Source organism: Lentzea sp. JNUCC 0626, assembly GCF_043632865.1.
In the GTDB taxonomy this organism is placed as follows: domain Bacteria; phylum Actinomycetota; class Actinomycetes; order Mycobacteriales; family Pseudonocardiaceae; genus Lentzea.
In genome coordinates this window covers 9,982,051-10,008,372 of the sequence record NZ_CP171635.1, presented here as the reverse complement: position 1 = coordinate 10,008,372, position 26,322 = coordinate 9,982,051, and the positions used below count along the sequence as shown (strand labels likewise).

The following is a 26,322-nucleotide window of genomic DNA, read 5'->3' as shown; positions in this document are numbered from 1 at the left end:
CGCACTCCTTCCTGGGAACCGTTCGCACGGCTACCCCGCGTTGCGCTGGTCGACGATCTCGGCGAGCTCGGACAGGACCGGACTGCTCGCGACGTCCCGCAGCGACACCTGGTTGCCGAGCTTCACGACGAGGCGGATGGCCGACAGCGAACTACCGCCCCTGGCGAAGAAGTGGTCGTGCCGATCGATGGCCGAAGCCGACAGGCCGAGCAGCTCCGCCCAGACGCCCGCCAGCATCTCCTCGGTGTCCGTCCACCCGGCCGTGCGGTCCGTTCGGTCCACCTCCTGGTGAACCGGGAGGTCCGCCAAAGCCTTCTTGTCGATCTTGGAGTTGGTGGTGAGCGGCATGGCGGAGAGCGGGAACAGGTGGACCGGGACCATGTACTCGGGCAGGACCTCCGCCAGCGCCGCGCGCACGGTGCCGGCCTCGACGTCCGGTGCCGACGTGTAGTACCCGACCAGTCCGGCGTCAGGATCGATGTCCCGCCTGACGACCACGGCCGCGTCGCGCACGCCGGCGACCCGGAGCATCGCGTTCTCGATCTCGCCCAGCTCGACGCGGAAGCCCCGGACCTTGATCTGCTCGTCACGGCGGCCGTGGAACTCCAGCACCCCGTCCGCGCCCCAGCGCCCGTAGTCACCGGTGCGGTACAACCGCATCGGGGGCTCCGTGCGGCTCTGCACGAAGGCGGCCGCCGTGCGCTCGGCGTCGTTGACGTACCCCCTGCCGACGCACACGCCGGCGAACACGATCTCGCCAGGAGCACCTGCCGGCAGCACCTGCAGGTGTTCGTCGACCACGAAGATCTGCACGTTGCGGACAGGTCCTCCGACCGGCACGGACGCCGAGTCCGGCGGCCGGTGCAGCGTGTGGTGCGTGGTGTCGTCCGACGCCTCGGTCGCGCCGTACGCGTTCGTCAGCGGGATGTCGCACAGGTCGAACCAGCGCTGCACCAAGCCCTTCTTGAGGGCCTCCCCCGTGACCACCACGTGCCGCACGGTCGGCAGCCTGCGTCCCGGCTCGATCTCGGCCAGCCGCGCCGTGAGCACGTCCAGGTACGACGGCACGACCTGCATCACCGTGGCCCCGGCGTCGTCCGCCTCCGCGAGGAAGGCGTCGACGTCGCGCACCACGTCCGCGGGGACCACCGTCGTGGACGCCCCGACGAGCAACGGCGCAATCGCTTGCCACAGCGAGATGTCGAAGGTGGCGGGAGCGTTCTGCAGGACCACGTCGCCGGACGTGATGCCGAGGTCCTCCAGCTTCGCCAGGAGGTGGTTCATCATCCCGGCGTGCTCGCACATCGCACCCTTGGGCGCACCGGTGGAACCCGACGTGAAGTAGATGTAGGCCAGCTGGTCCGCCCGCACGGCGACGCCGGGATCGGTGTTCTCGCTGTCGGCCAGCACGGCGTCGAGGGGCACCACGCGCGCACCGCCGGTGGCCGGCTCACCGACCGCGTCCTCGACCCCCTCGGTCACCTGGTCCACCAGAACGACCTGCGCGCGTGCCTGCCGGACGATGCCCCGCAAGCGGTCGAGCGGCCAGTCCGGATCGACCGGGAGGTAGACGCCTCCGGCCCGGAACACGCCGATGATCACCGCTACCCACTCGGCCGACCGCGTCAGGTTCACCGCGACGACTCCCTCGGCCGTCAGGCCGTGTGCGAGCAGGCCGCGGGCGACGCGGTTCGCCGACTCGTCGAGTTCGCGATAGGTCCACCGCTGATCTCCGCACCGGACGGCCGACGCGTCCGGGTTCACCGCCGCCTGCTCGGCGAAGAGCTCGTGGAACCGCTTCGCCGGCAGCTCCCCCTCGACGCCGGAGAGATCGCGCAACTGCGCGGCCAGTTCGTCCGGCGACACAAGACTCCGCGCGTTGTGGCTCGCCGCGGAATCAGCGACCAGCAGATCGAGAGCACGCGTGCAATAACCCGCGATACGTCCGACGAGCTCTTCGTCGAATTCGTCCTCGCGGTATTTCAGCCGGAACGAAGCCGAATGCCCGCCCCCGGTGAGAATGCGCATCAGCGCCGGCCCGTCCTGACCGGTCCGCCGGCTCACCTCTCCGCTCCAGCCGGCGAGGTCGAGCACCGATTCGCACTCGGCGGCGCCGGAATCGAAACCCGTGTTCCGCGCGGCCTGGTCGCATTGCTCGATCAGGTCGAGCCAGGAACCGTCCCGCACCGCGATGAGCGCCGGGCGCGGTTCGTCGCCGGCCGTGGTGCGGTGGCCGAGGGAGACGGTCCGCTCCCCGGTCAGGACGGAGACCACCTTCACCTGCACCGCGGCCAGCGCGGCCGACAGGCGGCCCGTCCCGGAAATCGCGCAGTGGATTTCGGCGGGCACTTCGACTTGGTACGTGCCCCAGGTTGCAGTTCCGGACGAGTTGACCATGGCCGCCTTCCAGTCGGACTGACCCGCGTTGTGCGAAACCGCACGTCCGAACCGGCAGATTACCGATCCGCGTTTCGAGTTGTCCTGACATCGGTCAGGGCGGCGGCCCGGGAAAACGGAGGAAGAATGGGGATCCACGCCCCTGGGCGGGACCGTCGAATCTGTGATCTTGAAGAGGTATCGCATGTACCGCGTTCGTCCCTGCGGGACACCGGCTGCCGCCGGAAGTCCCCGGCACACGAAGTCGCCGGGGTCCGCCGGTCCGGGAACGGTTCCGTCCGCCGTGGCAGAACACGGTGCCATGACGAGGATCCGTTGTGTCCGTGCCGCCTTCGCGCGGTCGACCCGAGCGTGACGGCGGCAGGTGGAGATGCGGTGGCTCGACGCCGGCGACCTTCCTGACGAACTCGTGGCGCTCATCGACTCCCTGGGCCCCGGCGAGCAACTGGCCGTCGTCCGGGACGGCCTGCCGATCGCCTCGATCACCAAAGCACGCGGCACTTCCCGGCCCGGCACCGGCGATGCCGGCTTCCGCGACCGTCAGCCACCGGCCGTCGAGGACGTGAAGGTCGTCGTCACCGCGATGAAGCTGTCGAAGTCCGCCAGGTCGTCACTGTCCGAACAGCTCGGCCCCGGCTACATCGTGCTCGACATGCACAGGGCCCCCAGAAGTGCCGACGTGCTGCTGATCCCGCCGCTGAGCCCTCAGCTGATCGGCAGCCTCTCGGCGATGTTCCCGGACGCCAAGGTCATCATCTCGGAGATCGAGGACAAGGAGCTCGGCGTCGTCTACCGGGGTCCGGTCCACCGCCTGCTCAGCGCGGGCGCCGACACCTACCTGCCGCCTTCCACGATTCCTCATCTCGCGCGGCGGCTGGACCAGGCCGTGACCCAGCTGAACCAGATCGCCGCCGCCGGCGCCTCGGCAGCGCTCACCATCGAGGCGCCTAAGGACCAGGACTCGCCGCGATAGCCGGAAAGGCTTGGTACGGCACGAGGTCTTCCACGCTCGGCAGAACGACGAGAGCGAGAATCTGAGCATGCAGGCAACTGGGCAGCCGGCCACGGCGGAGCACCCCGGGACGAGCGAGGTCTCCGGCACCCCCTGGTACGCCGTCTTCGACATCGAGATCACGTTCCCGCCCCGCGGCCGGCTGCGCGCGGAGGGCTTCCGCATCGGCATCACGACGGACCGGATCGACCGGGACGCCGTGGCCCGGCTCTTCGCCCGGCAGCTGGGACTCACCGCGGTCGAGACCGCAGAGGTCTCGAACCTGCGCGTGGTCCAGGCGCGGCAAGAGAAGCCGGCCCGCCCGGCGAACGACCGGCGCCGACTGGTCGAGCTCAGCCAGCCCATCCGCGACGGGATGATCACCTACCCCGGGCTGCCCGCACCGTCCATTTGCGACCACCTGAGCTGGGAAGCGTCCCGCACCGCGTACGGGCCAGGGACCGAGTTCCAGATCGGCCGCATCGACATGGTCTCCGGCACCGGCACCTATCTCGACACCCCGGCGCACCGCTACCGCGACGGCGATGACCTGGCCGGCGTCGGGCTGGACCGGCTGGCGGACCTGCCGGGGGTCGTGCTCAGGGCCACCGGGCTGCCGACGCGGGCGATCGACGTGGAACTGTTGCACGGCCTCGACATCAGGGGGAAGGCGGTCCTCGTCGAGACGGGCTGGTCGCGCCTCTTCGGGACCTCCGCCTACGGAACGGGTCACCCCTACCTGACCGCCGCCGCCGCTGAGTGGCTGGTGGCGCAGGGGGCGGTCCTCGTCGGCATCGACTCGCTGAACATCGACGACGACGCCGACCCCGCGCGGCCGGTCCACACCGCCCTGCTCGGCGCGGGCATCCCGGTCGTCGAGCACCTCCGCGACCTGGACCGGCTGCCGGTCGGCGGATTCCGGTTCACCGCGACGCCACCGCTGGTCGAAGGCATGGGCACCTTCCCGGTCCGGGCCTTCGCGGTGGTGGACGCGTAGGGCCTCTGCGGCGCGATCCCTGTTACCTGCCAGGACTTCGGGGCACCGGCGTCCGGGCAAGCTTGGCCGAGCACGCGCGGGCAGAGGAAAGGATCCCATGTCAGACAGACTTCCCTTGTTGAGCGCGCAACTCGCCTTCGCGCTGGACACCCAGCGCACCTCCAGAAGGCCCACGGTGTCGCTGAGGTTCCGCACGCCGCCCGGTCGCCTGGTCACAGCTGACGTGCACGAGGTGCTGAGGTCGGTCGTGCGGCGAAACCCGGCGCTCTCCCACCGGATCCGCTTCTCACGGGGGTCCTTCCACCAGGAGTGGTGCCCCGGTGATCTCGACTTCCTCGAGCTGCACGAGACGAGTGAGGACGCTGCGGGCGAGCGCGTGCGAAAGGAGATCGACGAGGAGGAGACCGCGGTCGAGGCTTCCCCGGTGTCCGCACGTCTCGTCCGTTCGCCCGAGAGCGACGTCCTGCTGCTGATGATGGACCACGCCCTCGTCGACGAGCAGTCGACCCGGATCATCACGAGCCAGCTGGACCGCCCTGCCGATCCGGACGGCGACGAACTGATGCGCTACCGGCAAGCCGTTCACACGACGAAGGAGCTGGAGGACGCGGCCGCGGCAGGCCCCGGCATCACGTTCTGGCAGCACCGTCTGAACGCCGCCACGGCCGACTTCCCCAAGGCGCGCAAGGACAGCACCGGCTTCGCACCGGTCACGGCACTCCCGGTCGTGGCCATCCCACGGTCACTTCGCGGGTCCGTGTTCCCGTTCGTCCTCTTCTCGATCCATCGAGCCGCGAGGGACCTCGGGGACGGCGGGCCGACGGCGGTCGGCTACCCGTGGGCCGCCAGGACCACCACTCGGTCCACTGTGGTCGGATGCTTCCTGAACACCGTGATCTCGCTGGACACGACCGGACCGGACCGCGCGCCGGGCTCCGCGGACGAGTTCGTCGCGGGGTGGTACCGCGAGATCGAACACGCGGACGTGCCGTTCACCGCGGTGGCCGCCGCCAGCCCCAGGTTCACCGGTTCGGTGACCGGCTACCTCGGCTACCAGCACGTCGGTGAACGCCCGCTCACGATCACGGGCGTCCCCGCCGTCCAGATTCCGTCGAGCCACGTCCGCACTCCCCCGACGTGCGGCTTCCAGGTCGCCGCGGCGGTCCGCGAGCACGAGCTCGAACTCCGGATCTGCGTCGACGAGGAGGCTGCCGGTCACGGCGCCCAGGAGTTCGGCGAACGGCTGCTGCACCGGTTGGACGCGGCCCTCACGAGGGGCTGACAGCCGGAAGCCGGACCACGAGGGTCCGGCGTGGCAACCCGCCGCGCGGCGAACGCCTGAGCTGTCTTCGCCGCGCGGACGAGCACTTCTTCCTTCAACCGCAACGATGCTGGGCCGCGCACCGTGCTCACGCGGCGGTGTAGGCGATCACCAGGACGTCGCGGTGCGCCGGCAGGCCGGGCGAGACCGGCAGCACCGGGGTGACCGAGTGCAGGGTGCGGCGGTCGTCTCCCAGGAGCAGATCTCCAGGCGTGGCAAGGGTGCAGGTCAGGAGGTGCTCACCGGCGTCGGTGTGGACGGAGCTCTCACCGCCGGTGACGTTGCTCCGGTTGATCAGCAGTGAGGTGATGAAGGTGACCCCGTCGCGATGGCGCCCCTCCGGGGTGGGCTGGCCGGGCCGGTCGCCCGCCGTGATGCGGTACGGGTGGAGCTTCACGTTCCAGCGCTGGATGCCGCCGACCTCGCTGAAGATCAACCCGAGGCAGATCAGCAGGTTCCGCAGCAGAGGGTCAGCGGTGAACGAGTCGGTCAAGGGCTCGTAGTACCGGTCCGTGCCGCCGTTGAGCGGGTTGACGGTGCTCTCCTGGCGGTACGGCCCGTGCGGGAGCATGGTGAGTTCACCCGACGCGGGATCGAGGTCGTACTGACCGTACCGGCGGTAGCGGTACGTTCCACCGTCCGCCATGAAGGTGTCGAGCAGCAGTTCGTCCCAGTTGCGGCCGAAGCGGGACCAGTCGTCCCCGGTCACGCCGATGAGCCGGCTCAGCTCCTCCGACGGTAGTAGGTGCGCGCCCGCGCCCGCGAGTGCGGGTACGGCGGAGGAGCTGACGACCTCGGCGCTACTGAACATGAGCGAGATCCTTCCTGGGCATGTCGGACGGAACGGGGCGTGCGGGTGTCTGCCTTCCGGTCTCCGCGGCGATGGACCGGGCCTCCCACGCTTCGCGGTCCCTGAGGTACAGCGGCCGGGGTGTCGTGATCGAACGGGTTTCGGCACCGCCGGTCCGCAGCAGCCAGCTCACCCGGCCGGTGACGTGCTGGGCGCAGCTCTCGATGAACCGCTGTGCCGCGTGGTGGAGCGGGCCGAACCACCGCCCCTCGAGGGCTTCTCGCACCCAGACCTGTTCGAGGTGCTGCTTCTCCCGGATCAGTTCCGCGGGGCAGCAGGCCGCCTCCACGTGCCGGTAGGACTGCAGCAGCAGCCACGCCGCGGGCATCTCGCGGAACTCCAGGACCTTTTCGCCGCTGTCCAGGTGCTCCAGCCCCGAGTACCGGCCGAGACCGTGCTGACCGACGAGGTCGTTGAGGACGCCGATCAGATCGACCAGCGGCATGCGCTGGTCGTTCAACGCGACCGGCACTCCGGACTCGAAGGAGACCGAGAGCGTGCGGGGATCGGTCGGCACGCCGAGAACGCTCCACCGGTACAGTTCCTCCGGAACGGAGTGCTCCTCGGGGTCGTCGATGATCCCGGACTCGAACTCCCGGCACCACAGGTTCGAGTCCCCGCTGACCGAGCGCCCGGACAGCAGGTCCAGTCCTGCCTCGCGCAGCGCGCGGTGCTTCTCGTCGCGGTCCACCGGGTCGAGGTCGTACGGACTTCCGTACGCCCCCCGGTACCCCATCAGGCCGAGGGCCCCGTTGAGCCTGCGCATCGAGTTCTGCGAACGGTTGGCGGTGTGGATGACCGCCTGCGCTCCCAGGGAGTCGGCGAGCTCCGCCGACTCCTGCGCGATGAGCGGGCGGCTCAGCGTCGAGCTGACCGGGAACACGCCCAGGTACGTCGCGTGCGCGGCGATGGCAGGCGCGACGTACGACGACGCGAACTTCTCCCGCCGGTCCAGGACGTGCAGCCGCACGCCCAGCGCATCGGCGATCTCCCGCCGGTGGTCGCCGGGTTCGCTTCCGCCGAGATCGAAGCTGACGGCGTGGACCTCGGTCATGCCCATCTGCCGCAGCCGCAGGAGGAGGTAGGAGCTGTCGAGGCCGCCGCTGAACAGCGTCACGATCGGCGAAGCCGGGTCGAGCTCCGTTTCCAGCTGACGAAACGATCGGACAAGAGGTCTTTGCATGACGACTCCTACAGCGCCAGGAACGGAACAAGAACCAGAAGCCACCCTGCGGCTGCCCTCGGCCACTTCGCCGTCAGGTCGCCCGGTCAGCCGACGCGGCGCTCGGCCCGGGCAACTGCTCTGCCCACTTGCGCAACAGCTTCCGGTCGACCTTGCGATTCGAGTTCAGCGGAAAGCTGGGCACGTGCACGTATCTGCGCGGCAGGATGCTGTCCGGCAGCAGTCCGCGCGCGCCTTCCGCCAGTGCGGACTCCGGCATCTCGGCACCGGTGTAGAACACCACCAGTTCCGTTCCGTACGCCGAAGAACTGACGACGGCCGCCGCGTCGCGCACGCCCTCGCACTCCCGCACCGCGTGGTCCACTTCGGCGAGCTCGACACGCCACCCGTGCACCTTCACCTGCGAGTCCACCCGCCCCAGGAAGGACAGCACGCCGTCGGAGCCGACGCGGACGCGGTCACCCGTGCGGTACCACCGCCGGCCGTCGAAGTCGACGAACCGGCCCTCTTCGTCAGCCGGATCGAGGTATCCGACGGCCATCTGCGGACCGGCGACCCACAACTCGCCCTCGTCGCCGGCCGGCTCGCCGTGCTCGTCCGTGAGCCGCAGGTCGTGCCCGGCGTGCAGCCGCCCGATCGGCACGACCCCGTTGACGGCGCGGTTCTCCGTCTCCGCACCCTCCCAGCGGTACCAGAAGACGTCGTTCAGCTCGGTCGACCCGTAGAGGTTGTCCACTTCGGACACAGGGGCCGCCGCCTGCCAGTCCGCCGCGTCCGGACACCGCAACGACTCTCCGGCGAAGAAAGACCACCGCAGGCCGCCGAGCGCACCGGGGCCCAGCCCGTCCATCTCGCGCGCCAGGCCGATCGCACTCGGAGTGGAGTACCAGACGGTCACCTCGTGCTCGGCGACGAATCCCGGAAGATCCCGATAAGCCGTCGGCGGGACCACCTGCACGGTCGCACCGGCACCCCAGGCGAAGAACGCGTTGTTGACACCGCTGTCGAAGTTCAGGTTGAAGGTCTGGGCGAACACGTCCGCCGGTCCGAAGTCGCACCGCTGGTCGATCACCTCGAAGTAGCGCGTGAAACCGCCGTGCGAGAGGCGAACCCCTTTCGGCACACCGGTCGAGCCCGAGGTGAACATGATGTGGGACTCGTCGGAAGGTGCCACGCGAGCCGGAGCCGAAAGGCCGGAGTCCGGGTGCACGGGGATCACTGCCGGGAACCGACCGGCGGCACCTCCCGTGTCGAGGACGCGCAGAGACACGTCCTCGCCCATGATCGCGGGGAGGACGTCCATGCCCTGCGCGTCGGCGACCACCGTGCGGGCGCCCGCCAGTTCGATCATCTTCCGGAGCACCGCGACGGGGAAGTCCGGCAACAGAGGGACAACGGTGCGTCCCGCGTACAGCACCGCGAGCTGGCCGACGTAGGACACCACGTCCCGGCCCGCCAGCACCACCACCGGACCGCCGGCTCCGCCCGCCACGAGCGCGCCCGCCCAGAGCAGCGCCGTTTCGTGTGCCTGCCGGTAGCTGACGACGTCCTCGCCGATGCGCACCGCGGGGCGGTCAGGAGACACTTCCAGTCCACGCAGGAATCGCTCGGTCAGCGTGCCTGACATAGCTTCGTCAACCCCTATACCTCGGCAGCGACACAACTCTTCGTCGGACGATTCGCGGTCCCGTAGTCGGGCAAGTAAAGCCCGGCCCACCTGCCGAACCGCACTGTCATCCGTCAGGAGGCACTCGCCTGTCCGTTCACGCCGATCCCACCCGGCAGCGCGCGACATCCTCGTCGCTGTCAGGGTGGACAAGGCCCCGCGGCCGCTAACTTCACGATCTCGACCGTTCTTCCGCGAGTCGAGATCGAAGGATGCGATGGCGAACCCGAAGACGCTCAAAATCGCCACTTGGAACATCGGGGGCGGAATCCTCGGCGAGTCCCACCAACGGGATGGAACGCCGATGCTCGACCACCACGTCTCGGTGCTGGAGGAGCACGGACCCGATGTCGTCTTCCTGCAGGAGGCTCACGAACGTCCAGCCCCGCGGGAAGGCCAGGTGGAACATCTCGCGAGAAACGCGGGATATCCGCACTTCGCGTCCTTCCCCGTCAGCGAATCGCACCTGGAGAAGAACAGCAGCCTCGCGCTCGGTGTGTTGTCGAGATTCCCCATCTCCACCGCCGCTTACCGGAGGTTCCCCTCGTTCCGGCTCGAGGCCGCCGGTCCGCACGGGACCCCCTGGAAGCTCCACGACAAGGGCTACGTGGCCGGCACCATCGATCTCGGCAGTCACCCGCTCGGTTTCCTCAACGCACACTGCTTCCCGTTGCACCGATTCGGGCACAGCCCCACCGAACCGCGGTTCGCCGCGATGTGGGAGATGCTCTCGGCGGAACTCCTGGCGTTGTGCGACGCGGGACCGGCGGTCGCCGCCTTCGACCTCAACCACGAGCCGGTGGAAGAGGTGCTCGGCGAGGTGCTGGGACCGGGGAGGTACACCAACTCGTTCACCGGCACCACGACGCCCGGCGGGGCGCAGCGGGACTACATCCTTCACTCCCCTGGCGTGACGACGCGCGCCGCGACGGTTCTGGACACGGGTTCCGACCATTCGTACTGCCACGTCCTGGCCGACATCAGGACGGCCACACGTGCGGCCGGACGATTCACACTTCCGGCAGCACCTCGTCCCTGATACCTGTCAGTACTCCGGCCGACTTCGAAGTGGATTCACTGGCGGCTGTTCATCCGCCAGACGCATCAATTCAGAAGGACGACGATGAGTGCCGCGCTCGAAAGCGAAGTGACATTGTTCCGAGTGCTGGTCAACGCTGAGAACCAGCATTCGCTGTGGCCGGAGTCAGCGGCGGTCCCGGCCGGGTGGAAACCGGTTTTCGGTCCGGTCGCACACGCCGAGTGCATCGACTACGTCAACGCGAACTGGCTCGACATGCGACCGGCGTCGATGACCGGCTGAAAACGTCCTGACACCCGTCGGTCTCCCCGGCCAAGTCTGCCGGGGGACGATGACGGAATCTGGAGAAGGAGATCGATGAACACGACGTGGGACTGGCAGAACGCGACGATTACCGCGGTGTTCGCCGAGCAGGTAAGAGCACGTCCTGACGCAACCGCTCTGCGCTTTTGCGGCGTGGACATGTCCTATTCCGAACTCGATCGCCGCGCCGAGGACCTCGCTCGGCGGTTGCGGACGCTCGGGGTGGGCCCTGAATCCGTCGTCGGCGTTTGTTTCGAACGTTCCTTCGAGATGATCGTGGCGCTCGTCGCCATCGTGAAGGCGGGCGGTGCGTACCTGCCGCTGCACCCGGACGATCCGGCGCCGCGGCTGCGGTTCATGCTCGACCAGACCGGCGCGCGGGTGCTCCTCACCCACGAGCACGTCGTGAGCCGGCTGCCGGAGCTCGAGCAGACCGTCGTCAGCACGGACGGCACGTCGCTCGCCGAGATCTCCCCGGACCGCGGGCCGCTGCCCGACAACGCGGCGGACAGCGCGGCGTACGTGTGTTACACGTCGGGTTCGACCGGTGAGCCGAAGGGCGTCCTGGTTCCGCACCGCGGTGTCACGCGACTCGTGCGCAGTGGCGACTACGCCGACCTCGGCCCCGACGAGACCTTCCTCCAGTTGTGCGCGTTGACCTTCGACCCCGCCGCGTTCGAGATCTGGGGAGCGCTGCTCAACGGCGGCCGCCTCGTCGTCTACCGGCCGGGGCCGTTGTCGCTGTCCGAACTCGCGGACTGCGTCGAGGCCGAGAAGATCAGCACCTTGTGGCTCACCACCGGCCTGTTCCACCGGATGGTCGACGGCCACCTCGACGGCCTCGGCGGACTGCGTCAGCTGCTGGCCGGCGGAGACGTGTTGTCTCCCAAGCACATCAACCAGGTGCGGCGCACGCATCCGCACGTCCGCATGATCAACGGCTACGGGCCGACCGAGAACACCTGTTTCACGACGTGCCACACGGTGACCCGTCCGGTGGGCGGATCGGTTCCGATCGGCCTGCCGATCACCGGCACCCGCACGTACGTCCTGGACGAGAACCTGTCTCCCGTCCCGGACGGCGAGTGGGGTCTGCTGTACACCGCCGGAGCCGGCCTCGCCCGGGGCTACGTCGGGCGGCCGGGGTTGACGGCCGACCGGTTCATCGCCGACCCCTTCGTCTCCGGCGAGCGGATGTACAGCGTGGGCGACGTGGTCCGCCGCGGCGCGGACGGCGTGATCGAGTTCCGCGGCCGCAACGACGACCAGGTCAAGGTCGGCGGCTACCGGGTCGAGCTCGGCGAGATCGTCGCCGCGCTCGCCGGTCTGACCGGCGTCAAGGAGGCGGTGGTGGTCGTCCGCCACGACCTGCCCCCGAGGGACAAGGTCCTGGTCGCGTACGTCGTGCCCGAGTACAGGCAGCACGACAGCCTCGCGACGGAGCTGCGTCTCTCGCTGTACCAACGACTTCCGCGCCACATGATCCCCGGCGCGATCGTGGTCCTCGACAGCTTCCCGTTGACCCGCAACGGAAAGGTGGACCGCGCGGCACTTCCGGCGCCACAGCTGTCGCCTCGTGAGGTCGACACGGTGTACGAGGCGCCACGAACCCCGATCGAGGCGCTGCTGGCGGACCTCGTGTCCGACGCGCTGGCGGTGAAGGAGATCGGTGTCCACGACGACTTCTTCGACATCGGCGGCAACTCGCTGATCGCCGCGGACCTGCTCGCGCGCATCCGTTCCTCGTTGTCCGTGGACATCCCCGCGGCGCAGCTGTTCTTCGAGAACCCCACCGTGGCAGGCCTCGCCGAGATGGTGGAGGTCAGCACCGCGGCACGACAGGCCGAAGCGGCGGAAGACGACGCGGTCGCACAGCCGATCCGACTAGGAGGCAAGCAGTGAAGCTGACTCGGCCGACCGGGCTGGAATCCGTCGACCTGACCAAGGTGGACCTCGTCGACCCGGCCCTGCACGGCGAGGGTGATCCGCACGCGATCTGGCACGCGATGCGGGAGCGCGAACCGGTCCACTGGCAGCAGGTGACCCCGGAGCTCGGCTTCTGGTCCGCGACGAAGTACGCCGACGTCGCCACCGTGCTGCGCGACCACACGATCTTCACGTCGGAACACGGCACGCTGCTCAACCTGTTGGGCACGCACGACCCGGCCAGCGGTCGCCAGCTCCCGGCGACGGACCCGCCTCGGCACACGAGGATGCGCTCACCGATCCAGCGTGCCCTCAACGGCCGCATCCTGGAGCGCCACCGGCGGCTGATCCGGGACGAGATCCGCCTGTTGTTCGCGGAGATCGTCGACGGTGAGCAGTTCGACTTCGCCGCGATGACCGCGCGGCTGCCCATGGCGGTCACCGGGACGTTGATGGGCCTGCCCCGCGAGGACTGGCCCCGGCTGACCTACCTGACCAGTCAGGCGATCGCGCCGGACGACCCGGAGTTCGTCAGGCCGGAAGGCGGACGAGCCACTCTCCAGCTCGCCCACCGCCAGCTGTTCGCCAGCTTCGAAGAGGCGATGCGGCACCGCACGGGCGACGGCGACGGCGACCTGATCGACCTGTTGCGCTCCATGGAACTCGACGACGGCAGGAAGCTCCAGCCCAGCGAGATCGTGTCGAACTGCTACAGCCTGCTGCTCGGTGCGAACGTCACCACGCCGCACGCCCCGAACGCGGCGCTGGTCGAACTGGCGCGGAACGGCAGGTACGCGGACTGGGCCGACCACCCCGAACTGCTCGCGAGCGGCATCGACGAGGCCCTGCGCTGGAGCTCACCGGCGAGCCACTTCACCCGCCGGGCCAAGCGCGACGTCAAGCTCGGCGACGTGACGGTCCGCGAGGGCGAGGCGGTCGCGGCCTGGATCGGATCGGCCAACCGCGACGCGGACGTGTTCCCCGACCCCTACACCTTCGACCCGCGACGGGATGCTCGCCGGCACCTCGCCTTCGGGGTGGGACCGCACTTCTGCGTCGGCCACGCGGTCGCCCGCATCACGCTCGAGGAGTTCTTCGACGAGCTGTTCACCCAGTTCGCGGGCTTCGAGGTGGTGGACGAGCCGGAACACCTGCACTCCAACTTCATCGCCGGCATGAAACACCTGCCCGTCGTGGCAAGCCGTCGAGAGCGCGGATCCTCGGTGGTGGCGGGAGGTCACCGGTGACCTCCACCCTGTCGTTCCGCCGGTACCTGAACCCGCGGGTCGCAACGCCCGCGCAGGTCGCCGAGGTGCTCGCGAACCCGGGATTCGGCAAGCACACCACCGACCACATGGTGACGATCAGCTTCGACCCCGAGAACGGGTGGCACGACGCCCAGGTTCGACCGTTCGCACCGCTGGCGCTGTCCCCCTGCGCATCGGTGCTGCACTACGGGCAGGCCATCTTCGAGGGGCTGAAGGCGTTCCGGCAGCCCGACGGTTCGGTCGCCTGCTTCCGGCCGGACGCCAACGCGCGGCGGTTCGCGGCGTCCGCCGCCCGGCTCGCCATGCCCGAACTCCCGGCAGAGCTGTTCCTGTCCTCGCTGACCGAACTGGTCGCGCTCGACGAGCGGTGGGTGCCGGAGGGCACCGGGAAGTCGCTGTACCTGCGGCCGCTGATGATCGCCACGTCGGCCGACCTGGTGGTGACGGCGGGAACCCGGTACGAGTACGTCCTGGTCGCGCTGCCGACCGGCTCGTACTTCACCGGCGGCGTCAAGCCGATCACCGCGTGGCTGTCCCGGGAGTACGTCAGGGCCTCACCGGACGGCACCGGCTCGGCCAAGTGCGCGGCCAACTACGCGGGCACCCTGCTCGCCCAGGCCCAGGCGGCCGAGAACGGGTGCAGCCAGGTGGTGTGGCTCGACGCGGTGGACCGCCACTGGGTCGAGGAGATGACGAGCATGAACCTCTTCTTCGTGTTCGGCTCGGGTCCCGGCGCCCGCGTCGTCACCCCGGAACTGAGCGGATCGCTGCTGCCTGGGGTGACCCGCGACGCGATCATCCGGATCGCGGCCGAGCTCGGCCTCGATGTCGAAGAACGCCGGGTGTCGGCCGACGAGTGGCGGGACACGGCGGCGTCCGGGGCTCTGACGGAGGTGTTCGCGTGCGGCACCGCCGCCGTGGTGACGCCGGTCGGCACGGTCAAGTCCGCCGACGGCGAGATCGTCGTCAACGGGGGCAGGCCGGGGTCGTTGACCATGGAACTGCGCCGCCGGCTCGTCGCGATCCAGGAAGGCGTCGAACCGGACGTCCACGGCTGGATGCACACGATCGCGTGAGCGGACGTCCCGGCAACTTCTCGGTACAAGGCCAGAATCCATCGAAGAGGGCTCCTGTGAACACCGACCCACCGTCGCCCAGTCAGCAGTCCGGCAGGTTGCTCTGGCTGTCGCGCAAGCCTGATCCCGATGTCGGCGCGCGGTTGTTCTGCTTCCCCTATTCCGGTGCCAGCGCGTCGATGTACGGACGATGGCCGCGCCGGGTGGGGAACGTCGAGCTGTGCTTCGTCCAGCCGCCGGCGAGGCAACGGCGCATCCGCGAGCCCCACTACGAGACCTACGAGGCTCTCGCGGCCGACCTCGTGGAGTTCCTGGTTCCTTACCTGGACAAGCCTTTCGGGTTCTTCGGGCATTGCGGTGGCGCCTTGCCCGGCGTCGAGCTGACCAGGCAACTGGCCGCCGCCGGGCTTCCGCTGCCACGCCGGGTGTTCGTGTCCTCCCAGGTCGCTCCGCAGGACGGTCCGTACGGGCGGCTGCTCACCATGAGCGAGGACGAACTGGGTGAGGAACTGCTCAGGTTGATCCGCTCCATGGGCGGGCAGGGCGATCCCGACCCGGACCTCGTCAGGCTCGGGCACAGGCTGCTGGTGAAGGACATCGAGGCGAACAAGCGCTATGTCGTCTCCTCACCGTTCCGGCTGCCCGTCGGCGTGACCGCGATCGGCTGGACAACCGACGAGGAGATCCCGATCGACCTCATGGGAGGCTGGAAGGAGACCAGCGACGACTGCCGTTTCACGGTGCTGGAGGGCGGGCACTTCGAGTTCCTCTCCGCCCCTGAGCAACTCCTGGCCGAGTTCTCCCGAGATCTCGGCTGAGCACCGCGCAGAGTCTGTTGTGGACGGTGCCCCCGACGCGAATCGCCGGGGGCACCGTCCTTTTCCGTCACGTCGAACGCGGTCCGCGGACCTTCAGCGCCGCGGCCTGGAAGAGCGGGCGAACGTCTCGCTGAGCCGGTGGCGCCAGCGGGCGCCGAGGTCCTGAGCGCCGCGGTCGTCGCTCGTCTCGTCCAGCAGAAGCCGAAGCCGGAGCTCGTCGCCGTGGACGCCGGCGGCCGCCAGGAACTCCGCCGTGCTGGGCACGGCGTCGTGGCTCGGCAACACCTGCACGGCCTCCGTCCCCGCGATGGTGACGCTGGTCGTCTTGGCGTGGGTGAAGCTGAGCATCGCCGTCACCGCCCCGGTGAAGGCGGATCCCAGACCGGTCAGCACGGTGAACGGCACGTCGGCGTGGTCGATCTCCCGGTACCAGTCCTGGAGGAACTCGGCCACGCCTGCGCCCTGGGCCTGCGTCGTGGTGTCGAGCGAGACGACGGTGTTCATGAAGCAGCCCATGACGTCGGCGAACGCGCCGTTCCGCTCTCCCCACGGATAGCCGATGCTCGTCGTCTTGGAGCCGGCCACGTCGCGAACGGCCCGGTGGAGCGAGAAGAGCACGAGGGGGAAGAGCGATCCGCGGAGGTCACCGGGAATCGCGACGCTCGGCAGGATGACGAACCCGGACCGCGAAGCCTTGTCCCTCACCTCGGGGAAGTCGTCGCCGGCCGCGGCGAGGCGGTCCGCCCAGAAACCGGCTCCGGGCCCGCTTCCCGCGGCGGTCTCGAACGCCACCCGGTCGGTGACCGCCGCCGCATACCGTTCCCACTCCCCGCAGTCCGCCGGTGCGGGGGCGGAGAGCTGCCGCTTGACCAGGACGAGCGACTGTTCGTCGACCAGGGCGTGATCGAAGACCAGAACCAGGTGGTCGCCGTTCGGCGAGCGGATGAGACGAGCCGACATCGCGGGGCCGTCGAGATCCGTTTCGAAATCCGCGATCGCCTCGGCCGCACGCACCGAGACGGCGTGCTCGGTCTCCTCGCGCAATTCGGCGAAATCGCAGTCGACGGGCATCCGTTGCTGGAACACCTCGCCGCGGGAGAACCTGATCCGCTGGGACAGCGCGGGGTTCACCCGCACGATCGATTCGAGGACCTGCCGCACGTCGGCAGCCGGCAACCGGGAGGCCGGCGCGTGAAAACGCAAGGTGATGGTGTCCCGCAGGCCCGTGCGCTGGGATTGTAGTACGAAGGCGAGTTGCGCGTTCGTCAGTGGCAACCGGTCGTCCATGTGTGCTCCCTCGCCGCCGAAATGTCGAACTCCAGCGGCCCGCAGACGACCGCCGACACCGAATGGACGCCGGCCTTCACCTGCTGATCGAAGAAGTGGCGGGCGAAATGGTCACGGCAGGGTGGCAGCCCATTCGGCAGGAGACCAGGCTGCCCGCAATCCGCCCAATCGAGTCCTAACAGGTGCCAGGGGCCGGAATCACCATTCCGCAGATGCCACCTGTTAGGTTCGAAATCGCCTGCGGCACTGGTGGCCGACAAAAGGCAGGACCTTCACACACCGGTGTGGCCACCTCATGGCCGCGTTTCGGCCGGATTTCCCGGAGGGACGACATGACCGAACCGCAGCGGCATCTGATCAGGCTCGGTGGAAGTCCCTGGTCTCTGTGGCGGCTGTCGGCGGTGCGCAGCTCCGGCTTCCCGGTGGAGTGCCTGGCCGCGATCACCGATGACGAGCTGGCCGACGTCACCGAGCAGGAAACCGGCACCGGTCCCCCGTCGGCCGAGTACCGGCGGAGGTACCTCGACTCGTTCGCGAACACGACCGACCACCTGGCGCGGCTCGGCCAGGACCCGCGTTTCCGGGAAGCACTGCTGTGGCAGAGCCCGCACCTGCTGGGCACCTGCGTCGACAAGATCGCCCCGGGCACGCCCGACCGGCTGCCCGGCTCCAAGCAACGCCAGCGCCTGCTCACCACGGCCGCGTACCTCCAGCGGTACGTGGCGAAGAACGACTCGATCGGCTTCTTCGGGCCGGTGGGCTGGGCGAGGTGGACCGCCCGGCCGGAGGCCGTCAGCACGAGCGTCGGCCGGGACCTGCTGGCACGCCGCACGGTGTACTTCGAGGCGTGGGCCGTCGACGCCGTCGCCCAGGTCCTGAGCCGCGACCCGGACCTGCTGCCGTGGCTGCGGCCGGCCTTGGCCCCGCACCACGCCCGTGCCGCCGACGACCTCCTGCTCGAACCGACGGGCCGGCCGGTTCCGCTCGACGAACTCGAAACCGCCCTGGTGGCGCGGTGCGACGGCCGCCGTTCGGTCCGGGAGATCTCCGCCGAGGTGGTGTCGCCGGCCCTGACGAACGACGCGGTGGTGGCGGCGTTCGTCGCGCTGGCCGACCGCGGGGTGATCTCCCTCGGCCTCGACGTGCCGGTCTCCACCTGGCCGGAGGAGCACCTCCGCACGCTGCTCGGCGGCCTGGCCGAGTCACCGGCCAGGGCGAACGCGCTCGCCCGGCTCACCGCGTTGACCGACGCGCGGGACGAGGTCGCCGCCGCGGCCGGCGACACGGGACGGCTCGCCCACGCGCTGTCCGCGCTCGACTCGGCCTTCGAACGGATCGCCGGCCGGGCGCCGACCCGCCGGCCCGGCCAGAACTACGCCGGACGCACCCCGGTGTACGAGGACGCGGTCCGCGACGTCGACATCGAACTGGGCGGCGCCCTGCACGACGCTCTCGCGGAACCACTGGCGTTGCTGCTGCACAGCGCCCGCTGGCTGGCCAACGCCACCGCGGAGGCGTACCGGACCAGGTTCGACGCCGTTTTCGACAGGTTGCGCGCGCGAACCGGGGCCGACGAGGTGCCGCTGGCCCTGTTCTACGGGGCGGCGACACCCGATCTCGTGTTCTCGTTCCGCGAGCCGCCGGCGCCGGTCGCCGAGGTCCTCGCCGAGTTCCAGCGGAGGTGGCGGAAGATCCTCGAGCTGCCGTCCGAAGTGGACAGTCATCGGGTCGCCTCCGCCGAGATCGCGGACGCCGTCACCGAGCTCTTCGCGTGTTCCGGTCCGCAGTGGTCAGCCGCTGTCCACCACAGCCCGGACGTCATGATCGCGGCCGACAGCCAGGAGGCGATCAACCGCGGTGACTTCGTCGCGGTGCTGGGCGAGCTCCACGTCGCCACCAACACGCTGGCGTCCCGGTTGTTCGTCGAGCAGTCACCCGATCCCGGCTGGCTGCTCCGAGCCGACGAGCACGACCACGGCGGCCGTCGCGTCGTCGTCGTCCCCGCCAAGGCGTCCAGCCAGGTCAACTCCCGCACGTACCCCGCGGCGCTGGTGTCGCCCGAGCACACCTACTGGGCGATGCACCCCGATGCCGCGATCACGCCACCGGGCACGCTGCCGGCCGGGGCGTTGCGGGTGCTCCGCCAGGGGAACGCGCTGGTCGTTCGCGACGTCGTGTCAGGTCGCGTATTCGACCTGCTGGAGGTCTTCGGGGAGATCCTGTCCGGCACCGTCATGAACAGCTTCGAACTCGTGCCGCCCGGTCGGCACCGACCCCGCGTCACCATCGACACCTTGGTGGTGAGCCGCGAAACCTGGGCCTTCGACAGCACGGACCTGTCGTGGCCCCATCTCCTGGACGGCACCGAGCGGTTCCGCCAGGCCTGGCGGTGGCACCGCGACCAGGGCCTGCCCCGGCGGTGCTTCTACCGCGTGGCCGTCGAGGACAAGCCTCTCTACGTCGATTTCGCCAGCGTGGTTCTCGTGGACCTGCTGGCCAGGGCGGTTCGCCGGGCAGACGGCCACACCAGGGCGATCGTGTTCAGCGAGCCGCTGCCCGACTTCCGGCAGACGTGGCTGCGTGACGGCCAGGACCGCCGCTACACCTGTGAACTCCGCCTGGTCGCGGTCGACCCGGCGGTTGCCGACCGGCGCGAGAACGCCCAGTCCACGTGATGAAGGAGAACTCGATGACACCGCCGACTGCGAACGAGCCCGTCGACTCGTTGTGGGTCCAGGCGTTTCGCAACGTTCTGGAGCGCGAGGACATCGACGACGACAGCGACTTCTTCCAGGTGGGCGGGTACTCGCTGCTGCTGCCCAGTCTGGTGTGGCACTACGAGTTGCTCACGGGATGGCGGGCACCGATGAGTCTCGTCTTCGAGTTCTCGTCTCCCGCCGAACTCGAAGCGGCCACGGCCGAGTACCGCGGCGAGACCACCGCCTGACCGGCCCGGGGTCGCCGGAGTCCGGCGTCCCCAGGCCGTTCGTCAGCGGTCGAAGACGTCCTCGGCGACCTTCCGGACGCGCTGGTCGGCATCCCGCAGCGCTGCCTCGAAGAAGCCGGCGAACTGCGCGACCAGCACTTCGACGGTGCGCGTTTCGAACAGTGCGGCCGCGTAGCGCCAGTTCATGAAGATCCCGGCCGGCGCGCCGCTCGAGTCGCTTCTGGGTTCGATCCGCAGGGACAGGTCGAACTTCGCCCGCAGGTTGTCACCCGGCTCCACGTCGACGTCCAGCGCCGGGATCTCGTACGCGACGGGATACTCGTAGGAGACCGCCACCTGCGCCAGGGGATGCCGCTTGGACGAGCGAGGTGGCTTCAGCGCGCGGACGACCTCGTCGAACGGCACGTCCTGGTTCGCGTAGGCGTCGAACTCCACGACCCTGACCCGGCGCACCAGGTCGCGGAACGTCGGGTCGCCCGAGGTGTCGACCCGGTACACCACCGTGTTGACGAAGAAGCCGACCAGGTCGTCGAGCGCGGCGTCGGCCCGTCCGCTGACGAACCCGGCGAGCGGGATGTCGTCGCCGGCGCCCACCCGGCTGAGGAACGCCGCGACCGCCGCCTTGAACACCGTCGACGGCACCACGCGTTCGGCCCGCGCGAGGTTCTCGACCAGCCGGTGCGACTCGGCGGAGAACAGGACCGGAACGCTCTTGGCGTCGAAGTTCACGGCAGCCGACGACCTCTGCCGGTCCACCGGCAGAGGTGTCTCCACCGGCAGCCGCGCCAGTTTCTCGCACCAGTGGGCCAGTTGCCGTGCGCTGAGGCTCTCCGGATCGTCCTTCTCACCGAGGAGTTCCTGTTGCCACGAGGCGTAGTCGGTGTAGTGCAGAGGCAGCGGCTGCCACGCGGGTTCGGTCCGGCTCAGCCGAGCGGCGTAGGCGGTCCCCAGATCACGCAGCAGCGGCCGCAGCGACGCCCCGTCGACGGCGATGTGGTGGATCACGATCACCAGCACGTCACCGGCGGAGTCGGTGGAGTCGGTGGAGTCGGTGGAGATCAGCCATGCCCGCAGCGGCGCCTCCGCGTCGAGAGCGAACCCGTGCGCGGAGAGCTCGGCGATCCTGGCCGCGAGCGAGGACTCGGTCTGCCGCTCGACCGACAGCACACCGCCGAGCATCGCCGCGGGCAGCACGTCCTGGACGGCCCGCCCTTCGACGAGCCGGTACGAGGTCCGGAGAATCTCGTGGCGCAGCAGGACGTCGAGGAAAGCCGCCCGAAGCGCGTCGGCGTCCACCTCGTGCCGGCACCGCAGGACGAGGGGGACGTTGTACTGCGGGTCGGGCCCGGTCATCTGGTTGAGCAACCAGATCCTCGCCTGCGCGTAGGAGAGCCGCGGCCGCGCCGCCGTCCCGGCACGCCCGTCCGACGCGTTCTCGTTGCCAGCGGTCATGTTCACGAAATTGTTCTCCGTCACTCCAGGAACGCGGGTGGGCTACCCCTGGTCGAGGTGTTCTTCCAGCAACCTCGCGCGGTCGACCTTTCCGTTGGCCGTCAACGGAAGTTCGTGCCGTTTCACCACCTGCGAGGGCACCATGTACGACGGCAGCCGGCGGCGGAGGAACGGCAGGCAGTCCGCGAGGTCCTCCGGCCGGTGCGTGGCGACGTAGCCGACGAGTTGTTCGGCTCCTCGGGGCCCGTGCACGAAGACGGCGGCGTCCGACACGGCGTGATGCGTGCGCAGCACAGCCGTCACCTCGCCGAGTTCGACTCGATAACCCCGGAGTTTCACCTGATCGTCGGTGCGACCCGCGAACATCAGGTTCCCGTCGTCGTTCCAGTACGCCGAATCGCCCGTGCGGTAGAGGCGGTGGCCAGGCCGTTGCGGATCGTCGACGAACCGTTCACCGGTCAGCGTTTCGTCGCCGACGTAGCCGAGCGCCAGACCGTCACCGCCGATGTGCAGTTCGCCTTCCTCGCCGATCGGCACCCTGGCGCCGGACCGGAGCACGCACACATCGGTGTTGGCGATGGGCCGGCCGATCGGCAACGAGCCGGTGCGCGGGTTCCCGGCACCGACCGCCAGCCCCGTGCTGAAGGTGGTCGCCTCGGTCGGCCCGTACATGTTCAGCAGCCTGCCCGGGGCTCCTGCCTCCACCACGTCGCGAACAGCACCGGGATCGAGGACGTCACCCCCGATCAGCAGGGTGCCCAGACCCTCGAACGCGCCGGGCCCCACGGTCGCGTGGGCGTGGAACACGGCCGGTGTGAGGAACAGGACCGAGACCGAGTTGTCGCGGACGAACCGGGTGAGCTGCTGATGCACCAGCATGTCGTCCTTGGGCAGCACGACGATCTTGCCGCCGTTCAGCAACGCTCCCCAGATCTCGAACGTCGCCGCGTCGAAGGACGCGTTCGCACCGTGTGCCACGACGTCGTGCCTGCCCAGGCGGACGTAGTCGGTGTTCACCACCAGCCGGGTGATCGCGCGGTGCGGGATCGCGATGCCCTTCGGCCTGCCGGTCGAGCCCGACGTGTACATGACGTACGCGACGTCCAGGGCCGACCCCGGCGACCGTTCCGCCCCGCGGGCGACCCGCCGTGCCGCGCGCCGCTCCAGCACGTCGAGGCTCACCGCGTTCGGCAGGCCACTCGCACCGCCGTCGGCGGCGAGCACCACGACCGCTCCGCTGTCGGCCACCATGGCCAGGTTCCGCTCGGGTGGGTTCAGGTCGTCCAGCGGCAGGTAGGCGGCTCCGGCGAGCAGGACGCCGAGGTAGGCGACGATCCTCCGCGCGGAGGGGGCGTCGAGCACCGCGACCAGGTCGCCGGCGCGCACGCCCAGAGCCGAGAGCTCCTGCGCGAGACCGTCCGCCCTCCCCATCAGTTCGGCGTACGTGAGCACCTCGCCGCCCGCGTCGACCGCCGGAGCGTGCGGCGTGCGTTCCGCCCAGCGGAGCACCTGGCCGTGCAGAGTGGCGTCCCGGGGGAAACGCGTGCGCTTACCCCGCTCCAGCTCGTGGTCGCTGAACAGCATGAAGGCCCCCAGGCCGAGTCGCACGAGGTCGCCGGACCCGCTGTGGCCGCTATCGACGGGGCAACGGAGCCCGGCGGTCGACCGCCTCGACGATGCCTCGGGGAGTGCGGGCCGTGAACACGTCGCGCAACGAGACAGGAATGTCCAGGATCTCCCGGGCCCTCGCGACGACCTGGCCGGCGACAATCGAATGCCCGCCGAGGTCGAAGAGGTCGGAATCGGCATCGATCTCCACGCCGGGGAGGACCGACGCGAAAATCTCGACCAGCCCTTCGATCAATTGATCGGAAGCGACCAGATCGGCCATGTTCTCCTCCAGGTCAACTTGTTTCGAGGGCAGCGAGGACGGGATGCTTCGATTGTGCCGCCCGCTGTCCTCACCGCGTCCTCTTTCCGTCATCGGCCAGGCAGAACAGCATCCGAAGTGGCGCTGAGCGGCAATTGCAAGTCATTACCACACCACCGGGGGACGTTTAATTCGGCAACCCCAGTAGACACGGGTACCGCACCTACGGCAAAGTCCGGAACTATGCCTCACAAATCCCTCGAAGCCGAGTCCGCTTCGAATCCGAAGGGCTCGTCTCTTTGGCGCCACCGGGACTTCATGCTCCTGTGGAGCGGTCAGACGATCAGCGAACTGGGGTCGTCGATCACGCAGCTGGCCATTCCGCTGGCCGCCGTGGTGCTGCTGAACGCGACGACGCTGCAGGTGGGCATCCTGAGCGCGATGGCGACGCTGCCGTACCTGCTCGTCTCGCTCCAGGCCGGCGCGATCGTCGACCGGACGGCGAAGCACAAGCTGATGATGTGGTGCGACATCGGCCGCCTGGTGCTGGTCGGGTCGATCCCGTTCGTCATGATCCCCGGTCTCGGCCTGCACCTGACCTTCGCGCACGTGCTGGTCGTGTCGCTGCTCAGCGGCATCTTGACGGTCTTCTTCGAAGTGGCCTACACCAGCTACGTTCCGGTGCTGCTCGACAAGGACCAGTTGATCGAGGGGAACAGCAAGATCGGCACGACGGACTCGGTCGCGCAGTTCGCCGGCCCCGCGCTGGGCGGTGTCCTGATCGGACTGCTCGGCGCGGCGCGCGCCCTCGCCGTGGACGCGCTCTCCTACGGTGTCTCGGCTCTGTCGTTGTTCCTCATCCGCAAGCAGGAACCCAGGCCGGAGCCGCGGGCCGCGGACACGAAGATGCGCCACGAGATCGCCGAGGGGCTGAGGTTCGTCCTCAAGCACCCGGTGCTGCGCAAGGTGATCGCGTCCACCGCCATGACGAACTTCTCCTCCGCGATCTTCATGGCGATGTCGATGATCTTCCTGGTGCGGGTGCTGCACGTGGAGCCCGGCTACATCGGCATCATCTGGTCGGTGACCGCGGTGGGCGGTGTCGTCGGCGGAATGGTGGCGGGGCCGTTGTCCAAGCGCTTCGGCGTCGCCAGGGTCATGTGGATGGCCCCGCTGGTGCTGGGGCTCCCGATGCTCCTCCAGCCGCTGGCGCAGCCGGGCTGGGGAGTGCTCCTGTACGTGGCCAGCTACTTCTCGTTCAGCCTGTACGCCGTCGTCTTCAACGTCGCCCAGCGGTCCTACCGGCAGGCGATCACCCCGCCCGAGTTGCTCGGCCGGATGACCGCGAGCATCCGCTTCATCGTGTGGGGAACGCTGCCGATCGGCGCGGCGCTCGGCGGCGTGCTCGGCACGCAGCTCGGCGTGCGCGAGACGATCTGGATCGGCGTCGTCGGGACCTGGCTGTCCGGACTCTGGATCTACTTCTCGCCGTTGCGGAAGATGCGGGACGTCGAGGCGCACGAACTCTTCTCGGCCAAGGACTCCGAGGACTCCGCCGTCGAACCGGTCAAGTAGCCGCACGGGGTTCGGAGCGCCGAACACGAGGCCGGTCCCGCGGTGTGCGGGACCGGGCCGGGCGTGGGTTTGATCCCGATCGCGCGGTGTTCAGACGCCGGTCAGGCCTTCGAGCAGGTGTTCGGTGAACTGTTCTCCGGCGCCCGGTGGCAACGCGGAACTCCAGTGGACTTCGCACTCCATGAAGCCGGACTTGTTGAAGACGCGAATGACCAGATCGGACTTCTCCTGCTGGGTCTTCGGCCGGAGATCGGCCGCGTAGCCCGCCGTTCGTCCCCGCCAGGCGAAGCTCCGCGGCTGGGTCTGGTAGCTCAGCACCACCCGGTCCAGCATCGACTGGTTCCCCTCCCCGCGGGTGGCGCGCGCCGCGAGCTCGGCGAAGGAGACGTACCGGCGGCGCAGGTCGTCGCGCCACCTCGGCGCCTCGCGGACAGCCAGCCGGCGGGGCGTTTCGCCGTCCCGCTTGGCGGCCGGCAGAGGTACCTGGTTGATGAAGTAGCCCGTCAGCAGTCCGTCGGACTCGCTCCGCGGCCGGATCGAGGCAGCGGTCGAGATCACCGTCCGCTGTGCGGTTTTCGCGGGCAGAGCGCAGTGCACGGCCGCGGCGAGGAGGTGGAACACGCGCACGCCGTCCGCGGCCGCCGCGCGTTCCAGCCGTTGGGCCATGTCGGCGGGCAGAGGGGTCAGCGAGTGACCTCCGGTGGTGCCGCGACCCTGCGCTGACAGGTCGTAGGGCCACCAGGTCTCGCCGGCTCTCGCAGGAAGACGTGCGTGCCAGTACTCGAGGTCACTCTCCCTCGACCGCTGCTCCAGCTGCCTGATCTGACGGACGAGGTCGACGTACTCGTGCTCCGGTTCCACCGAGATCGTTCCCTCGATCGCGTCGCCGATCCGCTTCGCGATGCGCGGGAAGCTCGGCCCGTCCACCACGAGGTGGTGGAAGATCATGCCGAGATAGGCGCGGCCCGGTGCGGCGTGCACGATGACGAACCGCACCAGCGGACCACCGTCGGGCTCGAACTGCCGTGTGGCGACGCGGTCGATGAGCTGCCGGGCGGCATCGGTGTCGGCGTGGGGCAGGTCGAACACGTCCACGTCGGGCAGGTCCGCGGAGAACCAGTACCCGACTTCTCCGTCCAGACCGACGAACCCCATGCGCATCCGCATCGCCGGGGTCGCGGCCACGAGACGGCGACAGGCGTTCACCAGTTCGTCGCGAGTGAGGACGCCGGTGACCGTGACGACGGCTGTCACGTTGTACGCGCTTTGGAAGAGCCCCTTCTGGTCGGCGTAGAACAGGGCCGCCTGCGACTCGGTCACCGGCTCCGCCGTTGCGATTCCTCGGTGCATGATCAC

At 69.3% G+C, this 26,322-nt stretch carries 21 protein-coding genes; 12 read left to right on the top strand and 9 right to left on the bottom strand.

Going from position 1 to position 26,322, the window contains the following annotated elements:
• Positions 1–30: 30 nt before the first annotated feature.
• Positions 31–2,349 carry a non-ribosomal peptide synthetase gene (locus JNUCC0626_RS47060; RefSeq protein WP_394617097.1) on the bottom strand — a complete coding sequence of 773 codons (2,319 nt, stop codon included), beginning with the start codon at positions 2,347–2,349 and terminating at the stop codon, positions 31–33.
• A gap of 418 nt (positions 2,350–2,767) precedes the next feature.
• Between JNUCC0626_RS47060 and JNUCC0626_RS47055 the strand changes: the two genes are divergently transcribed.
• From JNUCC0626_RS47055 to JNUCC0626_RS47045, 3 genes are all read left to right on the top strand, one after another.
• On the top strand, positions 2,768–3,370 hold the full coding sequence (locus tag JNUCC0626_RS47055) for a hypothetical protein (RefSeq protein WP_394617096.1): 603 nt from the start codon (positions 2,768–2,770) through the stop codon (positions 3,368–3,370).
• Between the two features lie 67 nt (positions 3,371–3,437).
• Positions 3,438–4,385 carry a cyclase family protein gene (locus JNUCC0626_RS47050; RefSeq protein WP_394617095.1) on the top strand — a complete coding sequence of 316 codons (948 nt, stop codon included), beginning with the start codon at positions 3,438–3,440 and terminating at the stop codon, positions 4,383–4,385.
• A 97-nt stretch (positions 4,386–4,482) separates the two neighbouring features.
• Positions 4,483–5,667: a hypothetical protein gene (locus JNUCC0626_RS47045; RefSeq protein ID WP_394617094.1), complete on the top strand. Its 1,185-nt coding sequence runs from the start codon at positions 4,483–4,485 to the stop codon at positions 5,665–5,667.
• A 127-nt stretch (positions 5,668–5,794) separates the two neighbouring features.
• Here the strand turns inward: JNUCC0626_RS47045 and JNUCC0626_RS47040 are convergent, their stop codons facing one another.
• From JNUCC0626_RS47040 to JNUCC0626_RS47030, 3 genes are all read right to left on the bottom strand, one after another.
• Positions 5,795–6,517 carry a 2OG-Fe dioxygenase family protein gene (locus JNUCC0626_RS47040; RefSeq protein ID WP_394617093.1) on the bottom strand — a complete coding sequence of 241 codons (723 nt, stop codon included), beginning with the start codon at positions 6,515–6,517 and terminating at the stop codon, positions 5,795–5,797.
• The gene (locus JNUCC0626_RS47035; protein ID WP_394617092.1) at positions 6,507–7,739 is read right to left on the bottom strand and encodes an argininosuccinate synthase-related protein; all 1,233 of its coding nucleotides are present in this window, start codon (positions 7,737–7,739) and stop codon (positions 6,507–6,509) included. Before JNUCC0626_RS47035 ends, JNUCC0626_RS47040 begins: the two co-directional genes overlap by 11 nt.
• A gap of 73 nt (positions 7,740–7,812) precedes the next feature.
• Complete coding sequence (locus JNUCC0626_RS47030; protein WP_394617091.1) at positions 7,813–9,324, bottom strand: AMP-binding protein; 1,512 nt, start codon at positions 9,322–9,324, stop codon at positions 7,813–7,815.
• Positions 9,325–9,622: 298 nt separating this feature from the next.
• Between JNUCC0626_RS47030 and JNUCC0626_RS47025 the strand changes: the two genes are divergently transcribed.
• The 6 genes from JNUCC0626_RS47025 to JNUCC0626_RS47000 all read left to right on the top strand — a co-directional run bounded on the left by JNUCC0626_RS47025 (position 9,623) and on the right by JNUCC0626_RS47000 (position 15,835).
• Positions 9,623–10,444: an endonuclease/exonuclease/phosphatase family protein gene (locus tag JNUCC0626_RS47025; RefSeq protein WP_394617090.1), complete on the top strand. Its 822-nt coding sequence runs from the start codon at positions 9,623–9,625 to the stop codon at positions 10,442–10,444.
• A gap of 84 nt (positions 10,445–10,528) precedes the next feature.
• A complete protein-coding gene (locus tag JNUCC0626_RS47020; protein ID WP_394617089.1) occupies positions 10,529–10,726 on the top strand; it encodes an MbtH family protein in 198 nt (65 codons plus the stop codon).
• 75 nt (positions 10,727–10,801) lie between these two features.
• On the top strand, positions 10,802–12,649 hold the full coding sequence (locus tag JNUCC0626_RS47015; RefSeq protein ID WP_394617088.1) for an amino acid adenylation domain-containing protein: 1,848 nt from the start codon (positions 10,802–10,804) through the stop codon (positions 12,647–12,649).
• The gene (locus JNUCC0626_RS47010) at positions 12,646–13,920 is read left to right on the top strand and encodes a cytochrome P450 (RefSeq protein WP_394617087.1); all 1,275 of its coding nucleotides are present in this window, start codon (positions 12,646–12,648) and stop codon (positions 13,918–13,920) included. The genes JNUCC0626_RS47015 and JNUCC0626_RS47010 overlap by 4 nt, the downstream gene beginning before the upstream one ends.
• Positions 13,917–15,017: a branched-chain amino acid aminotransferase gene (locus tag JNUCC0626_RS47005; protein WP_394617086.1), complete on the top strand. Its 1,101-nt coding sequence runs from the start codon at positions 13,917–13,919 to the stop codon at positions 15,015–15,017. The genes JNUCC0626_RS47010 and JNUCC0626_RS47005 overlap by 4 nt, the downstream gene beginning before the upstream one ends.
• Before the next feature lie 56 nt (positions 15,018–15,073).
• Entirely contained in the window at positions 15,074–15,835 is a 762-nt protein-coding gene (locus JNUCC0626_RS47000; RefSeq protein ID WP_394617085.1) for a thioesterase II family protein, read from the top strand.
• A 93-nt stretch (positions 15,836–15,928) separates the two neighbouring features.
• Here the strand turns inward: JNUCC0626_RS47000 and JNUCC0626_RS46995 are convergent, their stop codons facing one another.
• Positions 15,929–17,122 (bottom strand): hypothetical protein, encoded by a 1,194-nt coding sequence (locus JNUCC0626_RS46995; RefSeq protein WP_394617084.1) that lies wholly within the window; start codon positions 17,120–17,122, stop codon positions 15,929–15,931.
• A gap of 332 nt (positions 17,123–17,454) precedes the next feature.
• Between JNUCC0626_RS46995 and JNUCC0626_RS46990 the strand changes: the two genes are divergently transcribed.
• Together JNUCC0626_RS46990 and JNUCC0626_RS46985 are read left to right on the top strand one after the other, a co-directional pair.
• Positions 17,455–19,797 (top strand): lantibiotic dehydratase, encoded by a 2,343-nt coding sequence (locus tag JNUCC0626_RS46990; protein ID WP_394617083.1) that lies wholly within the window; start codon positions 17,455–17,457, stop codon positions 19,795–19,797.
• 14 nt (positions 19,798–19,811) lie between these two features.
• Positions 19,812–20,069, top strand: coding sequence for an acyl carrier protein (locus tag JNUCC0626_RS46985; RefSeq protein ID WP_394617082.1), 258 nt, complete (start codon positions 19,812–19,814; stop codon positions 20,067–20,069).
• 42 nt (positions 20,070–20,111) lie between these two features.
• Here JNUCC0626_RS46985 and JNUCC0626_RS46980 read toward each other — a convergent pair whose 3' ends face one another.
• The 3 genes from JNUCC0626_RS46980 to JNUCC0626_RS46970 are packed head-to-tail and all read right to left on the bottom strand — an operon-like array spanning position 20,112 to position 23,412.
• Positions 20,112–21,521 (bottom strand): condensation domain-containing protein, encoded by a 1,410-nt coding sequence (locus JNUCC0626_RS46980; protein ID WP_394617081.1) that lies wholly within the window; start codon positions 21,519–21,521, stop codon positions 20,112–20,114.
• A gap of 42 nt (positions 21,522–21,563) precedes the next feature.
• Positions 21,564–23,105, bottom strand: coding sequence for an amino acid adenylation domain-containing protein (locus tag JNUCC0626_RS46975; protein ID WP_394617080.1), 1,542 nt, complete (start codon positions 23,103–23,105; stop codon positions 21,564–21,566).
• A gap of 49 nt (positions 23,106–23,154) precedes the next feature.
• Positions 23,155–23,412, bottom strand: coding sequence for a phosphopantetheine-binding protein (locus JNUCC0626_RS46970; protein WP_394617079.1), 258 nt, complete (start codon positions 23,410–23,412; stop codon positions 23,155–23,157).
• Between JNUCC0626_RS46970 and JNUCC0626_RS46965 the strand changes: the two genes are divergently transcribed.
• On the top strand, positions 23,296–24,966 hold the full coding sequence (locus tag JNUCC0626_RS46965; RefSeq protein WP_394617078.1) for an MFS transporter: 1,671 nt from the start codon (positions 23,296–23,298) through the stop codon (positions 24,964–24,966). The two genes, JNUCC0626_RS46970 and JNUCC0626_RS46965, sit on opposite strands and share 117 nt — an antisense overlap.
• Positions 24,967–25,056: 90 nt before the next feature.
• Here JNUCC0626_RS46965 and JNUCC0626_RS46960 read toward each other — a convergent pair whose 3' ends face one another.
• On the bottom strand, positions 25,057–26,316 hold the full coding sequence (locus JNUCC0626_RS46960; RefSeq protein ID WP_394617077.1) for a condensation domain-containing protein: 1,260 nt from the start codon (positions 26,314–26,316) through the stop codon (positions 25,057–25,059).
• Between the last annotated feature and the right edge of the window lie 6 nt (positions 26,317–26,322).

Bases quoted from the DNA above. Each gene is read 5' to 3' on its own strand.
- JNUCC0626_RS47055 (WP_394617096.1), top strand. From the start codon at position 2,768: ATGCGGTGGCTCGACGCCGGCGACCTTCCTGACGAACTCGTGGCGCTC.
- JNUCC0626_RS47050 (WP_394617095.1), top strand. From the start codon at position 3,438: ATGCAGGCAACTGGGCAGCCGGCCACGGCGGAGCACCCCGGGACGAGC.
- JNUCC0626_RS47045 (WP_394617094.1), top strand. From the start codon at position 4,483: ATGTCAGACAGACTTCCCTTGTTGAGCGCGCAACTCGCCTTCGCGCTG.
- JNUCC0626_RS47040 (WP_394617093.1), bottom strand. From the start codon at position 6,517: ATGTTCAGTAGCGCCGAGGTCGTCAGCTCCTCCGCCGTACCCGCACTC.
- JNUCC0626_RS47035 (WP_394617092.1), bottom strand. From the start codon at position 7,739: ATGCAAAGACCTCTTGTCCGATCGTTTCGTCAGCTGGAAACGGAGCTC.
- JNUCC0626_RS47025 (WP_394617090.1), top strand. From the start codon at position 9,623: ATGGCGAACCCGAAGACGCTCAAAATCGCCACTTGGAACATCGGGGGC.
- JNUCC0626_RS47020 (WP_394617089.1), top strand. From the start codon at position 10,529: ATGAGTGCCGCGCTCGAAAGCGAAGTGACATTGTTCCGAGTGCTGGTC.
- JNUCC0626_RS47015 (WP_394617088.1), top strand. From the start codon at position 10,802: ATGAACACGACGTGGGACTGGCAGAACGCGACGATTACCGCGGTGTTC.
- JNUCC0626_RS46995 (WP_394617084.1), bottom strand. From the start codon at position 17,122: ATGGACGACCGGTTGCCACTGACGAACGCGCAACTCGCCTTCGTACTA.
- JNUCC0626_RS46990 (WP_394617083.1), top strand. From the start codon at position 17,455: ATGACCGAACCGCAGCGGCATCTGATCAGGCTCGGTGGAAGTCCCTGG.
- JNUCC0626_RS46985 (WP_394617082.1), top strand. From the start codon at position 19,812: ATGACACCGCCGACTGCGAACGAGCCCGTCGACTCGTTGTGGGTCCAG.
- JNUCC0626_RS46980 (WP_394617081.1), bottom strand. From the start codon at position 21,521: ATGACCGCTGGCAACGAGAACGCGTCGGACGGGCGTGCCGGGACGGCG.
- JNUCC0626_RS46975 (WP_394617080.1), bottom strand. From the start codon at position 23,105: ATGCTGTTCAGCGACCACGAGCTGGAGCGGGGTAAGCGCACGCGTTTC.
- JNUCC0626_RS46965 (WP_394617078.1), top strand. From the start codon at position 23,296: ATGCCCGCCGAGGTCGAAGAGGTCGGAATCGGCATCGATCTCCACGCC.
- JNUCC0626_RS46970 (WP_394617079.1), bottom strand. From the start codon at position 23,412: ATGGCCGATCTGGTCGCTTCCGATCAATTGATCGAAGGGCTGGTCGAG.
- JNUCC0626_RS46960 (WP_394617077.1), bottom strand. From the start codon at position 26,316: ATGCACCGAGGAATCGCAACGGCGGAGCCGGTGACCGAGTCGCAGGCG.